The following is a 14,266-nucleotide window of genomic DNA, read 5'->3' on the forward strand; positions in this document are numbered from 1 at the left end:
TGGGCTTTGGCGGGGGAGATGCAAGGACAGGCTTTGCAGAGGCGAGCGGTCATTGAATTTGTACAGGTTTCATCGGCCTCTTCGCGGGCAAACCTCGCTCCTGCAGAAGCGAGGCTTGCCCGCGAAGGCGATCTAAAATTCAGCCGAGGTTTTGCTCAGTCAACCGCTGCACCGCCAGCCGCCGATAGTGCGACGGCGTCATGCCCTTGAGCTGCTGAAAACGCCGGTTGAAGTTGGAAATATTATTGAAGCCCGACTCGAAACACACATCGGTCACCGTTTTGTCGCCATCGGCCAGCAGCTCGCAGGATTTGCTGATGCGCAGGCGATTGACGAACTCGATGAAGCAGCGTCCGGTGGCCTGTTTGAACACTCGGCTGAAGTAGGTCGGCTTCAGGCCCAGATGCTCGGCCACCTCTTCCAGCGTTAAATCCCTGGCGTAATGGGCAAAGATGTAATCCACCGCCCGGTTGGTACGGTCGATATTGTGTTCATCGGCCAATTGCGGCGTTGTGGCACCGGACAGCAACTGGTAGTCATCGGACGCCGCCAGCAACTCCAGCAGAATGAAAAAATGCCCGAGCCGGGTCATGCCGTGGGTGTCGGCGATGCGCTGCATCAAGGTCATGGCCTGGCGGATGGTGCGCTTGCAGCGAAACTCGATGCCGTACTGCGCGCGCTCCAGCAAGGGCGCAATTGTCTTGAGTTCGGCGAACACCTGATAGCCGCTTTCGAACAGCTCGTCAGTGAAGTTGACCAGCATGTCGCGCTCGGGCACCACTTCGTCTTCGGCCACCTGGCTGATCCAGTTGTGGGGCAGGTTGGGGCCGGTCAGGAACAGTGTTTCCGGGTAGAAGTTACCGATGTAGTCACCGATGAACACCTTGCCGGAGCTGGCGATGATCAAGTGCAGTTCGTATTCCTTGTGGAAATGCCAGCGCACCAGGGGGCAGGGGAATCCGTGTTGGCGATAGATGATGGACAACCCGTTGTGGTCGTCCATCAATTCGTAGGAAGGATCGGTGACTCTGGCTGTTCGGGTCATGTCAGGGCGCTTTGATTGTTATCGCCCCTTGATCATGCCTCTTTCGGGATGCCTAAGGCCAGCTTGCAACGCGACTGTGCTCAGGCGGGGGCATGCAAGGCGTCACCGTACACCGCTTTCATGCTGGTGGCACTCCAGCAGTAACGAACGATTTCGGACTCGTCGAAAAAGTCGGTATTGATGATGCTGCAACGCGTGACCCAATCCCGGGTAGGATTGAACCACTCATTGATCTGTTTTTGGATGTACTGAGGAGATAACGTTGCATTGATCAGCTCATCGAGGACTCGATGGGATTGGTAGCCATTGTGGTGGAAATAGAAGATCGACTGATCAGCACCCTCGGTGTAACCCAAGCGGATATCGAATGCCCGTGCGCCATTGGACAGCTGCCATGCAAATGAACCGTTTTGACACGTCGTCCAGTTGCCGACGAGTACCTCATAATTAGGCGCCTGTTTATCCATGCCGGCGTTATGGGCGCCGGGCCAGATAACATCAGTCAGTTTTATACGATTGATGTCGAGGACATTGCTCATCCACTTTTGTTTATCCAGCATGATTGCAGTGTTGTGGGTCATGACAGTTCCTTGTCGTTGAATCGTCACCGTCATGGCGGCGACGAAATTCATGTGGCGGATGTGGCGGCATGCCATATCCCTGTGACTCGCCTGCGTAGAAAGGCTTTCATGACCCAGCATAGAAATGCACGACAGTATTTCCAGTCGCGGAAATACTTGCACAAGAAATAGTTAGTTGGCTCGCTTGCCCGCTTTACTCAGATTCGCAGTTAGGCAATAAGAAACGATGTTGCTTTCTTCAATGAAGTCAACATTGATGATGTTGCACCGTATTGCCCAGTCGCTTTTAGTCGGATCAAACCACGAGTTAAGCTCATCGTGAATATCTACCGGACCACCGAGAGCGCTATAACTGGTCGCGGACAGGGACCAGGGTGCCCATGTGCCTGGTGGGTATTTCAGCACGTTTATAATGTGCTGCTTCAACTCGGCGACACTGGTGGTGGCGATGCCAGACCATTGATGCTCGATTTGCTGAATGAACAGGTTCTTGTCAATTTCCCAGTGCCAAGGCGCAGCAACCACAACGCGTTGGGTGTCGCTGAGACGTTTGAGTTGGCCGAGGCTCAACGAGCGATTCTGGTTGGGAATCAAGCGGCGCCCAAGAAAGTGGATCACCATCTTATTGAAGTAAGCGTAATCAAAAGCATCCCCACTCAACTCATGAAAGTCCAGGATGATGAATTCATTGGGGTTTTCTTGAAGAAATGTTTCTACGTCTCTGAAAAGGTGTCCTAGCGTGCGACCGTTACGGTAGCCGTTGTGATGAATGCAGAACTTGCCAAGCCCTGGCGCGTTGGTTTCATACGTCAAACGGATATCAAGCACTCGGGAACCGTGGTGCAGTTGCGAGTAAAACGATTCGTGTTGACAGGCCAGCCAATGGGCGCCCGGGATCAGTGGCCAGGACGTCTTCCAGTCGCTGCCGGCATTATGGGTGCCTGGCAGTGTCAATTCGGCGAGCGACAAAGTATCGATTGCCGGCGTAGCGCTCATCCAGTGTTTATGTGCATAGTTGTTTTGGGTAATGTTGACCATTTAATGCATCCTTGCATAGTTTGGTAGGTATTATCGGTGGGTCAAAGTTGGTGTTTGTTATTCGCTTCGGTCGATACCTTATAAAATCAAAGAGAAAAGTTATCAATGGATTGAGCAATGCAAAATATGTGTTGTTAGTGTACTGGAATCAAACCGGGTTTCGATTTTTTGCCTCGATCCATTGCGCCATGTATTGCGTGCTTTTGTGGTGGTGATGACGCAACATGCTGCCCATGAAGTTATCACTTCGAAGTTGTGCGAGGTGCTGTCGGCAATATAACAACTTCTCGATCAATGCCGGGCCATGTTCCGACCGTTGATAACGGTCAGCCAGTAACTTCTGCCCATTGAGTTGGGTCTGCGTCCAAAGTGATTCATCCTTGTACAGCCGCACCGCACATTCAGCCAGTTCCCGTGCCGTGCGAGCCACGGCACCAGGCCAGGGATGATTGCCGTGCATCGCTTCGGCCCCGATGGGGGTTGTCGCCGTAGGGGTGCCACACAACATGGCGTCGACAATCTTGCCTTTGATGCCTGCACCGAAGCGCAGCGGCGCCAGGCACACACGTGCCGCCGACATCACCTGCAACGCATCTTCTGCCCAGTTCATGATATGAAAACCCTGCGCCGGGTTGTGCAGCGCCGTGGCCTTGGGCGGCGTGTAAGCGCCGTAGATATGCAACTGAGCCGTTGGCAGTTGCTCGCGGATCAACGGCCAGAGGGTTGTTTTCATCCAGAGCACCGCATCCCAGTTCGGCGCATGTCGGAAATTGCCGATGCTGAGAAAGTGCGCCCGATCTTCAAAGGCTGTCGGCGGCACACTCGCAGGTTCGACCATCAGCGGGCACCAGTGCAGCAAATTGCGCGGCAGCTTGAACTGCTCGACCAGCAATTCAATCTCCACATCAGAGATCATCAGGTTCAAGTCGCAACGATACAGCGCAGCAATTTCCCGTTTGGCGAGATCGGTATCGGCCATGAGCTGGAACTCTTCACGCAAGGCTGGCGCGAACAGCTCACTGAAATCGTTGGCGTCGTTACTGGCTTTCAAGCGTTCCTTGAGCCGCTGATGCCGTGCATGCCGAAGGCTTTGCAGGTCAGAGGTCTCAAGCACGCGCAAGGCGTCGGGGCAGTGTTTTTCGACTCGCCAGCCGAACTGTTCTTCCATCATGAACTGGTCGAACAGGACAATATCCGGTGCGAGGTCACTGATAAACGCATCGAAGCTGCTGTTGTTCAACTCGATCGGCACTTCGCGGATACCCAGCGCGGCCAGGTCCGCACGATGCTCACCGGTGCCGGCCGGACTGCTGAAGGTAATGTCCCAGCCTTGCTGCAAGAACGTATCTAGAATTTGCATGACATGCCCGCTGGCCGCCGATGAGCGGGGCTCGGGCCAGACGTAACCAATGACCAGGACTTTGGTTGGGCGGGGTTGACTCATGAAATGGAAGTCCTTGATGCAGGCTGCGGCTGGGGAATAAAAGGGGCGGCATTAAACCATAGCCCGTTCCATTTTTTCCCCTGTTCGTCCGGGGGCGCCCCTTGTTTCAGGGGCGAGCCGGGCTCGAGAGCGTCATGAGCGAAGGTCGGGTGATGAGCTGCAATGCGTCAGGTATCGGAGTGATTCTTCAAGTTGCCCCGGCATCGTGGAGTTAATTTATTGCCAATTATGTTTTTCACCTTGTCGCGCAATTGATCAATCGAGAATGGTTTGCCGATCACATGCATGTCTTCAGGCACCTCAATACTTTCGGCATAGCCGCTGGCGAACAGAATCGGCAAATCGGGACGCAGCATGCGCGCCTGCTTGGCCAGTTCCCGACCATCCATGACCGGCAACCCCACATCGGTCATCAGCAAGTCGATCTGCTGGTCCTCATCGTTGATGAAAGCTAGCGCTTCTTCACAGCCGTCGGCCTCAAGTACCCGGAATTCCAGTTCCTCCAGCACATCGACGATCAGCGTGCGCACGATGGCATCGTCTTCGACGACTAGTATGGTGGATGGGTTGGTGGACATAGTGGGGCTCTCAAAGGTTGGATTTGCGGTAGCGCCGATCGAAATCGCCGAGCCCTTGAATCAGTAAGGGACGGATCACGGCAAGTTCCCGATGTGCTACAAAAAACAATAGCCGCACAAGCGCTGCACAGAATAACCACTCCTTTGCCCCAGAGCAGCCAAATGCAGGATATTGCCGAAAAACATGTCAGAAAAATGGATCGCCTCGGCCGTTTTGGGGCAGACTCGATGGCTTCAATAGTTCGACAAGGCTTCCCATGACCTCTGCGCCTTCGGTTGATGAGCAACGATTTCGTAAACTCCTGAGCCGCAACGTCAGCCTGCCATTGGGTGTCGGCGTCATCAGCTCGGTGTTCTTCGTCGTGCTGATTACCTATCTGCTGTCGGTGATCCAGTGGGTCCAGCACACCGACCGGGTGATCAATAATGCCAATGAAGCGGTAAAGCTGACCGTCGATCTGGAAACCGGAATGCGCGGTTTCCTGCTCAGTGGCGACGAGCATTTTCTTGAGCCCTATGAGACGGCCAAGCCAAGAATAACCGTCGCCCTCAACACCTTACTTGAGCTGACGGCGGATAACCCGGTGCAGACCGACCGCCTGCACCGGCTCCAGGCCTTGCAGACGGAATGGGCCAATTACGCGCAATCGATCATCGATTTGCAGCGTGCAAGCGGTGATTACCGCAGTGTCATCAAGGCCGGGCGCGGCAAGCGGCTGACTGATGAGATCCGCAAGCAATTCGAAGATGTGATCGACATGGAGCAGCAGTTGCGGGCCACGCGCAACGAAGAAGTGCGAAGCACGACGATCTGGAGCATCGTCCTTTATCTGTTGTTCGTGGCCGGTATCAGCGGGTTGCTGGCCTATATTGGCCGTCGGGATCTGCTCAATTTGTCCCGCAGCTATGGTGTCAACCTTGCCGCGCAGGAAGCCAGCGCCCGGCGTCTGGAACAGCAAGCCTGGTTGCGCAATGGCCAGACCGAACTGGCGGAACAAGTCTTGGGGCAGCTATCGCTCAACCTGTTGGGGCGCAACATTCTGCAGTTCTGCGCGCAATACCTGGGCAGCGCCGTTGCGGCGATCTATGTCCGTGAGGAGCATGGTGGCTTGAAGCGCATCGCGTCTTACGGTTTCTCCCGTGAACAGGAAGCGCTTGAGCAGCAGATTAACAATGGCGAAGGGATTGTCGGCCAAGTGGCGCAACAGGCACGCCTGATTCGTCTTGATGAGGTGCCAGGTGACTACTTCAAAGTCAGCTCCGGCCTGGGCGAAGGTTTGCCACGCAGTGTATTGGCGGTGCCGACCAGCGATGACGATCGGGTCAATGGGGTGATCGAGTTGGGTTTCCTGCGGTCGCTGACGGATCGTGACGTCGAGTTGCTCGAACTGATTGCCGGCAACATCGGCACCTCGATCGAAGCAGCGCGCTATCGCCAGCGCTTGCAGGAAGTGCTGGCCGAAACCCAGCAACTCAACGAAGAGCTGCAGGTTCAGCAAGAAGAACTCAAAAGCGCCAACGAAGAGCTGGAAGAGCAGTCGCGGGTTCTCAAGGAATCCCAGGCTCACCTGGAAACCCAGCAGGTCGAGCTGGAGCAGACCAACGAGCAACTCGCCGAGCAGGCGCAGATCCTGGCCGAGCAACGCGACGCCATGGACCTGAAGAACAGCGAACTGAATCAGGCCCAGCTTGAGCTAGAGGCCCGCGCCGAAGAGTTACAGCGTGCGAGCAAGTACAAGTCCGAGTTCCTCGCCAACATGTCCCACGAGCTGCGCACGCCGCTGAACAGTTCGTTGATTCTGGCGAAATTACTGGCGGAGAACCCGCAGGAAAACCTCAGTGCCGAGCAGGTCACGTTCGCCGAGTCGATCTACTGCGCCGGTAACGACTTGCTCAACCTGATCAACGACATTCTCGACATTTCCAAGGTCGAGGCCGGCAAGCTTGAGGTGCGCCCGGAAAACACCAGCGTCGCGCGTCTGGTGGAAGGCCTGCGAGGAATGTTCGAGCCGTTGGCTGCGGACAAGAAACTGGATTTTGAAGTCGAATTGCGTGCCGACGCACCGCTGATGCTGTTCACCGACCGTCAGCGCCTGGAGCAGGTGATCAAGAACCTGCTGTCCAACGCGGTGAAATTCACTGAAAAGGGCACAGTCGGCCTGATCGTTGCGGCTCAGCCGGGCGAGGGCATTGCCTTTATCGTTCGAGATTCCGGGATCGGCATTGCGCCGGATCATCAGGAAAGCATTTTCGAAGCCTTCCGTCAGGCAGACGGCGCCACTAACCGCCGTTTCGGCGGCACCGGCCTGGGCCTGTCGATTTCTCGTGATCTGGCCACGTTGCTGGGCGGCTCCATCAGCCTGACCAGCACGCCAGGGCAGGGCAGTGTGTTTACTCTGGTCTTGCCGCAGCACTACATCGAACCGGGCGATACGCCTGTCGAAACGATGAAAGCCACGCCAGTGGCCATGCCGGCTCTCATATCGAAAAACGCGGTGATTGCCGCATCTGTGCCGCTGATTGCCGAAGTCGATATCGCGCGTTTCGATGATGACCGCAACAAGGCTCCGTTCGCCACTCGTTGCATCCTGGTGGTGGAAGATGAACCGGACTTTGCGCGCATCCTCTACGATCTTGCCCATGAACTGGGTTATCAGTGCCTGGTGGCCCACGGCGCCGATGAAGGCTACGAGCTGGCCAGGCAATTCATCCCCGATGCGATCCTGCTGGACATGCGTCTGCCGGATCATTCCGGCCTGACGGTATTGCAGCGCCTGAAAGAACACGCCGAAACCCGGCACATTCCCGTGCACGTGATCTCGGTCGAAGACCGTGTCGAGGCCGCCATGCACATGGGCGCCATCGGTTACGCGGTCAAACCGACTACGCGCGAGGAGCTCAAGGAGGTGTTTGCCCGCCTCGAAGCCAAACTGACCCAGAAGGTCAAACGCATATTGCTGGTCGAAGACGACGATCTGCAGCGCGACAGCATCGCCCGGCTGATCGGCGACGAGGACATCGAAATCACTGCGGTCGGCCTGGCGCAGGATGCACTCGATTTGCTGCGCACCACGATTTTCGACTGCATGATCATCGACCTGAAACTGCCGGACATGCTTGGCAACGACTTGCTCAAGCGCATGTCCATCGAGGACATCTGCTCGTTTCCGCCAGTGATCGTCTATACCGGGCGCAACCTGACCCGGGACGAAGAGGCCGAACTACGCAAATATTCGCGCTCGATCATCATCAAGGGCGCGCGTTCACCCGAGCGGTTGCTGGATGAAGTGACACTCTTTTTGCACAAGGTCGAAGCCCGGTTATCCCATGAGCGCCAGACCATGCTCAAGACCGCCCGCAGCCGCGACAAGGTGTTCGAGGGGCGCAAAGTGCTGCTGGTGGACGACGATGTACGCAACATTTTTGCCCTGACCAGTGCGCTGGAGCAGAAGGGCGCGGTCGTGGTGATTGGCCGTAACGGTCGTGAAGCAATTGAGCGATTAAATGAGGTCGAGGACATCGACCTGGTGCTGATGGATGTGATGATGCCGGAAATGGATGGTTTCGAAGCCACCCTCGAAATCCGCAAGGACCCGCGCTGGCGCAAGCTACCAATCATTGCGGTGACGGCCAAGGCAATGAAGGATGATCAGGAGCGCTGCTTGCAGGCCGGCTCCAATGACTACCTGGCCAAGCCCATTGACCTGGATCGCCTGTTTTCGCTGATACGTGTGTGGTTACCGAAGATGGAACGCCTCTAATGGAGCGCAGCGAAATCGAACTGAGGTTGTTGATCGAAGCGATCTACCTCAAATACAGCTACGATTTTCGCGATTACTCCGGCGCGTCGATCAAGCGTCGGGTCAACCATGCATTAAGCCAATTCGAGTGCAATACCATCTCGGCGCTGCAAGAGAAGGTCCTGCACGACCCAACCGCGTTCATGCAGCTGCTGCAATTGCTGACGATTCCGGTCAGCGAAATGTTTCGCGACCCTTCGCACTTCCTGGCGCTGCGTCAGGAAGTGGTGCCGCTGCTCAAGACCTATCCGTCGATCAAGGTCTGGATTGCCGGTTGCAGCACCGGTGAAGAAGTTTATTCGATGGCCATCCTGCTGCGTGAAGAAGGCTTGCTGGATCGCACCATCATCTATGCCACCGACATCAACCCGCGCTCGCTGGATAAAGCCAGGCAGGGGATTTTCTCCCTGCAGAATGTTCGGGCCTACACTCACAATTATCAGCAGGCCGGTGGTCAGCGTTCGTTCGCCGATTACTACACGGCGGCCTACGACTACGCGATTTTCGACAAGAGCCTGTGCGACAACGTGACGTTCGCCGATCACAGCCTGGCCACCGATAGCGTGTTCTCCGAAACTCAATTGATTTCGTGCCGTAATGTACTGATTTATTTCAACAAAAAGCTTCAGGATCGAACGTTTGGCTTGTTTCACGAATCTTTGTGTCATCGGGGCTTTCTGGCGCTGGGCAGTAAAGAAACCCTGGATTTTTCGGCCTATGGCAATCAGTTTGAGCCATTGATCAAACAAGAAAGGATCTACCGCAAATCATGAACCGTGCAGGTATTCCTTGTGTAGAAGCTATTGCGATCGGTGCTTCGGCCGTCTGCTGGTCGAACGGGAACGAATCCCATGCCACATAACATCCAGGCCAAGCTACTGATCGTCGACGACCTGCCGAAGAACCTGTTGGCGCTCGAGGCATTGATCAAGCGGCAGGACCTCATCGTCTACAAGGCCTTGTCCGCCGATGAAGCCTTGTCGCTGTTGTTGCAGCATGAATTCGCGCTGGCCATTCTCGATGTGCAGATGCCCGGCATGAACGGCTTCGAGTTGGCCGAGTTGATGCGCGGCACGGAAAAAACCAAAAGCATCCCGATTGTGTTCGTCAGTGCCGCTGGCCGTGAGCTCAACTACGCGTTCAAGGGCTATGAAAGCGGAGCCGTGGACTTCCTGCAAAAACCGCTGGATGTTCACGCGGTCAAGAGCAAGGTCAGTGTGTTCGTCGATCTGTATCGCCAGAGCAAGGCGATGAAGCAACAGGTCGAAGCCCTGGAGCAAAGTCGCCGCGAACAGACGGTGCTGCTCGAACAGTTGCAGAACACCCGGAATGAATTGGAGCAGGCGGTGCGCATGCGCGATGACTTCATGTCCATCGTCGCGCACGAAGTCCGTACGCCGCTCAATGGCCTGATCCTCGAAACCCAGTTGCGCAAGATGCACTTGGCCCGCAATAACGCTGCGGCGTTCACCCTGGGCAAAATGCACGCCATGGTCGACCGCGACGAGCGGCAGATCAAAAGCCTGATCCGCCTGATCGAAGACATGCTCGATGTGTCACGGATCCGCACTGGCAAGCTGTCGATCCGCCCCAGTCGGTTTGACCTGGTGCAATTGGTACAGAATTTTTTGCAAAACTTTGCACCACAGATCGAGGCCGCGGAGTCGTCAGTCAATTTGACCGCTGACCAACCTGTGATGGGCGACTGGGACGAGTTTCGTATCGAACAAGTGATTTCCAATCTGCTGACCAATGCCTTGCGCTATGGCACTAAGAGCGCGATCGACGTACGCGTGTACAATCACGACGGGCAAGCGCGGGTTGAGGTTCAGGATCGCGGTATCGGGATCGGTGAAGAGAATCAGCAGCGCATTTTTCAGCAGTTCGAGCGGGTTTCTACCAAGGCCGTTGTGGCGGGGCTGGGCCTGGGGTTGTTTATTTCGCAGCAGATTGTCGCCGCCCATGGTGGCTCCATTACCGTCGAGAGCCGGATTGGCGAAGGCGCCTTGTTTCGCGTTTGTCTGCCGCTGCAGGAAAACAGCCCGATGAACGCAACCTCTGATTGACCACATGGTCGTATCAGCAGCTATTGACCGAACAAAGGTTTTCCATGAGTGAAGATGCACAAGATGTGGTACTGATCGTTGAGGATGATCCTTCGATTTTGATGGTGCTGTCCGCTTATTTGTCGGGTGAAGGTTACCGGGTGCTGCAAGCCGAAAACGGTGAGCAGGCCTTTGAGATCCTGGCGAGCAAACCGAACCTGGACATGATGATCACCGACTTCCGCCTGCCTGGCGGGATTTCTGGCGTGCAAATCGCCGAACCTGCCGTGAAGCTGCGACCGGAACTCAAGGTGATCTTCATCAGCGGTTACCCGCAGGAAATCCGCGAGACCGACAGCCCGATCACCCGCAAGGCACCGATCCTGGCCAAGCCATTCGATCTGGATGTATTGCAACAGATCATGCAGGACATGCTTTCCTGAAGCTGCGTCGGCGGTTGTGTCGCACGGCAGCTTCTGCGCAGAGTCCTTCAGGTTCTGATCATTTCCCGCACCTTCGCTGTCAATAGGTCGAAGGTGAACGGCTTGGTGATCATCTGCATGCCGGGATCAAGAAAACCACCGCGTACGGCGGCATGTTCGGCATACCCGGTGATGAACAATACCTTGAGGTCCGGTCGATACTGCCGACCGATTTCCGCCAGTTGCCGGCCGTTCATTCCCGGTAGCCCCACATCGCTGATCAACAGGTCGATACGCTGACCGGAATCGAGAATCGGCATCGCGCTGTCGGCATCACCCGCTTCAACGAAGGCATAACCCAGTTCGCTCAATACCGCACTGACAAGGACTCGCACCGCAGGGTCGTCTTCGACGATCAGCACGGTTTCGCCTTCCCGGGCGTAAGGTGCGTGTTGCAGACCGATTTGTGGATCTTGAACGAGCTCACCACGAAAGCGCGGTAGAAACAGACTGACCGTGGTGCCTTTTCCGACTTCACTGTGAATGGTGACATGGCCGCCGGACTGTTTGCTGAAACCGTAAATCATCGACAACCCCAGGCCCGTGCCCTGGCCGATGGGTTTGGTGGTGAAGAAGGGGTCAAAAGCGCGGTTGATGGTGCTTTCCGGCATGCCGTAACCGGTATCGGTGACGCTCAGGGCGATGTAATCACCGGGTGCGAGGTTGTTATGGGCTTGGGTGAACTCCGCATCCAGATGCTGGTTGGCGGTTTTGACCAGCAGTTTTCCGCCGTCGGGCATGGCATCCCGGGCATTGAGTACCAGGTTGAGCAGGGCGCTTTCGAGTTGGTTGGGGTCTGCTTCGGCCACCCACAGCTGGTCGTCCAGTTGCATTTCCAGATGGATGCTTTCGTTGATGCTGCGCTGTAACAGTTCATCCATGGACGCCACCAGGACGTTCATCTGCACGGGTTTTGAATCCAGCGACTGGCGTCGGGAGAACGCCAGCAGTCGGTGAGTCAGGCCTGCGGCGCGGTTGGCGGACGTGACCCCCAGGTCGATCAGGCTGTCCAGATCCTCGGTGCGCCCCCGGGCCAGGCGTCGACGCAGCAGTTCCAGGCTGCCGATGATGCCGGTCAACATGTTGTTGAAGTCATGGGCGATGCCGCCGGTGAGTTGGCCGACCGCTTCCATTTTCTGTGATTGTCTGAGGGCTTCTTCGTTGTGGCGCAATTGTGCCGTGCGTTCTTCGACCTGCTGTTCGAGGGTTTCCAGGATATTTTGCAGGCGCAACTCGCTTTGGCTCAGATCAACCAACCGGTCCCGGGCTTCATACTGTCGTCGACGCCCGCGCAACGCCGTGGTGACCAGACTGATCAGGGTCACCGGATGAAACGGCCGCTCAAGAAACGTCACGTTGCCCAACTGGGGGCCGAGCCGCGAAGCAGGGTTCTGCTCCGGGCCTCCATGGTGGGTCAGTAGTACGATCGGCAGGTCAGACCATGCCGGTTGCTGCTCGATCAGGCTGAACAGCGGTTCGAGGTCGGCGCCCAACAAGGCCTCGGACGCAATCAGCAACAATCCGGCCCCATGCTCCAGTTCGCGGCACAACGCGGCAAGATCCCGGGTGATGATCCCGACGAACCCGGCTTCGTTGAGCATCGTCAGCGCGATCTGGCTGTCGCGTCCCAGCGGCGCAAGAATGATTGCGCGCTCGGACATCGCCGCCATGACGGTCATTTGAGATCTTCCCGAAGCAACGGATTACTCGCGCCCATGTAAGTCGGCACGCCGCGCAACACACCCTGGAATGCATCTAAAGGTTCGCCGATGGTTATGCCCTGGCTGCTGATGCGGTATTCGCGAATGGTCGATTCATGGCTGCCGGTGCGTTTCTTGATGATCGAGATCGCCCGGCGAACCTTGCCCAGGGCCTCGAAGTAGCGCAACAGAATGACGGTGTCGGCCAGGTAGGTAATATCGACGGGAGCCTGCATGTCCCCGACCAGCCCATGCTGGGCGACGGTCATGAACGTCGCGGCGCCCTGGCGGTTGAGGTACAGCAGCAACTCGTGCATGTGCAGCACCAGCGCATTTTCCTCGGGCATCGCGGCCTGATAGCCGTTGATGCTGTCGATCACCACGGTTTTGATATGGCCCTCATCGACACAGCGGCGAACCCGGTGGGAGAACTCGCCGGGGGACAATTCGGCGGCGTCCACTTGTTCGATCATCAGGTTGCCGGTGTCTTGCAATGCCTGAAGGTCGATGCCGATGTTTTTCATCCGCTCGAACAGCAATCCCAGTTCTTCATCGAAAATGAACAGCGCGGCCTTCTCACCACGGGCCACCGCCGCAGCCGCGAAGATCATCGAGATCAGCGATTTGCCGGTCCCGGCGGGGCCGAGGATCAACGTGCTGGAGCCGGTTTCGATGCCGCCACCGAGCAGGGCGTCCATTTCCGTGATGCCACTGGTCAACTGCTGGCGGATATAGCTCCCGCGGTGTTCGGCCGCGACCAGGCGCGGAAACACATGCACGCCGTCGCCCATGATGGTGAAGTCATGGAAGCCACCACGGTACTTCTGGCCGCGGTACTTCACCACGCGGATACGTCGGCGTTCTGCACCGTAGTTGGGCGTCAGCTCTTCGAGACGAATGACCCCGTGAGCCACGCTGTGCACGGTTTTGTCCAGGGATTCGGTGGTCAGGTCATCCAGCAGCAACACCGTGGCGTCGTAGCGCACGAAGTAATGCTTGATGGCCAGAATCTGTCGGCGGTAGCGCAAGGAGCTTTGGGCCAACAGGCGGATTTCGGACAGGCTGTCGAGCACCACGCGAGTGGGCTTGATCCGTTCGACCACTTCGAAAATCTGTTTGGTGGCTTCACCCAGCTCCAGGTCCGAGGAGTACAGCAGGCTCTGCTGATGCTCGGCATTGAGCAGGCTTTCCGGTGGCGTCAACTCGAAGATATGGATGTTCTCATCCAGCTCCCAGCCGTGGGACAACGCTCCCTGGCGCAGTTCGCGTTCGGTTTCCGATAGCGTGATGTACAACGAGCGTTCGCCGGCCCGGGCGCCGGCCAACAGAAAATGCAACGCGACGGTGGTTTTGCCGGTTCCGGGTTCACCCTCCAGCAAGAACAGATGGCTGCGGGACAATCCACCGGCCAGAATGTCATCCAGACCTTCGATACCGGTGCCGGCTTTTGCGCTGATCAACTCGTTAGATATGGTCAAAAAATGCCCTCTCGTGACTAGGGGAAGCGAGGCAGCAGGCTTGAAGTGCCTGAAATAGACTGCCTGATCACTTGA

At 56.6% G+C, this 14,266-nt stretch carries 11 protein-coding genes; 4 read left to right on the forward strand and 7 right to left on the reverse strand.

Going from position 1 to position 14,266, the window contains the following annotated elements; translation table 11 throughout:
• Window positions 1–139 precede the first annotated feature (139 nt).
• The 5 genes from AC30D7_RS04140 to AC30D7_RS04160 form a co-directional block, all read right to left on the reverse strand.
• On the reverse strand, window positions 140–1,045 hold the full coding sequence (locus tag AC30D7_RS04140; protein WP_490133167.1) for a helix-turn-helix domain-containing protein: 906 nt from the start codon (window positions 1,043–1,045) through the stop codon (window positions 140–142).
• Between the two features lie 80 nt (window positions 1,046–1,125).
• The gene (locus tag AC30D7_RS04145) at window positions 1,126–1,626 is read right to left on the reverse strand and encodes a hypothetical protein (protein ID WP_490133168.1); all 501 of its coding nucleotides are present in this window, start codon (window positions 1,624–1,626) and stop codon (window positions 1,126–1,128) included.
• A 171-nt stretch (window positions 1,627–1,797) separates the two neighbouring features.
• The gene (locus tag AC30D7_RS04150; protein ID WP_490133169.1) at window positions 1,798–2,664 is read right to left on the reverse strand and encodes a PI-PLC domain-containing protein; all 867 of its coding nucleotides are present in this window, start codon (window positions 2,662–2,664) and stop codon (window positions 1,798–1,800) included.
• 148 nt (window positions 2,665–2,812) lie between these two features.
• Window positions 2,813–4,108, reverse strand: a complete 1,296-nt coding sequence (locus tag AC30D7_RS04155) for a glycosyltransferase (RefSeq protein ID WP_490133170.1) — start codon at window positions 4,106–4,108, stop codon at window positions 2,813–2,815.
• Between the two features lie 167 nt (window positions 4,109–4,275).
• Window positions 4,276–4,686 carry a response regulator gene (locus AC30D7_RS04160; RefSeq protein WP_490133171.1) on the reverse strand — a complete coding sequence of 137 codons (411 nt, stop codon included), beginning with the start codon at window positions 4,684–4,686 and terminating at the stop codon, window positions 4,276–4,278.
• 257 nt (window positions 4,687–4,943) lie between these two features.
• Between AC30D7_RS04160 and AC30D7_RS04165 the strand changes: the two genes are divergently transcribed.
• The 4 genes from AC30D7_RS04165 (at window position 4,944) to AC30D7_RS04180 (ending at window position 10,974) form a co-directional block, all read left to right on the forward strand.
• Window positions 4,944–8,447: a response regulator gene (locus tag AC30D7_RS04165; RefSeq protein ID WP_490133172.1), complete on the forward strand. Its 3,504-nt coding sequence runs from the start codon at window positions 4,944–4,946 to the stop codon at window positions 8,445–8,447.
• Complete coding sequence (locus AC30D7_RS04170; protein WP_490133173.1) at window positions 8,447–9,259, forward strand: CheR family methyltransferase; 813 nt, start codon at window positions 8,447–8,449, stop codon at window positions 9,257–9,259. Before AC30D7_RS04165 ends, AC30D7_RS04170 begins: the two co-directional genes overlap by 1 nt.
• Before the next feature lie 78 nt (window positions 9,260–9,337).
• Complete coding sequence (locus AC30D7_RS04175) at window positions 9,338–10,552, forward strand: hybrid sensor histidine kinase/response regulator (RefSeq protein WP_490133174.1); 1,215 nt, start codon at window positions 9,338–9,340, stop codon at window positions 10,550–10,552.
• A 44-nt stretch (window positions 10,553–10,596) separates the two neighbouring features.
• Window positions 10,597–10,974, forward strand: a complete 378-nt coding sequence (locus AC30D7_RS04180; protein ID WP_018926027.1) for a response regulator — start codon at window positions 10,597–10,599, stop codon at window positions 10,972–10,974.
• Between the two features lie 47 nt (window positions 10,975–11,021).
• Here the strand turns inward: AC30D7_RS04180 and AC30D7_RS04185 are convergent, their stop codons facing one another.
• Together AC30D7_RS04185 and AC30D7_RS04190 are read right to left on the reverse strand one after the other, a co-directional pair.
• The gene (locus tag AC30D7_RS04185) at window positions 11,022–12,692 is read right to left on the reverse strand and encodes an ATP-binding protein (protein WP_490133175.1); all 1,671 of its coding nucleotides are present in this window, start codon (window positions 12,690–12,692) and stop codon (window positions 11,022–11,024) included.
• Complete coding sequence (locus AC30D7_RS04190; protein ID WP_490133176.1) at window positions 12,689–14,191, reverse strand: ATPase domain-containing protein; 1,503 nt, start codon at window positions 14,189–14,191, stop codon at window positions 12,689–12,691. Before AC30D7_RS04190 ends, AC30D7_RS04185 begins: the two co-directional genes overlap by 4 nt.
• Between the last annotated feature and the right edge of the window lie 75 nt (window positions 14,192–14,266).

The sequence above is a fragment of the Pseudomonas sp. DF5 genome, from assembly GCF_058148225.1.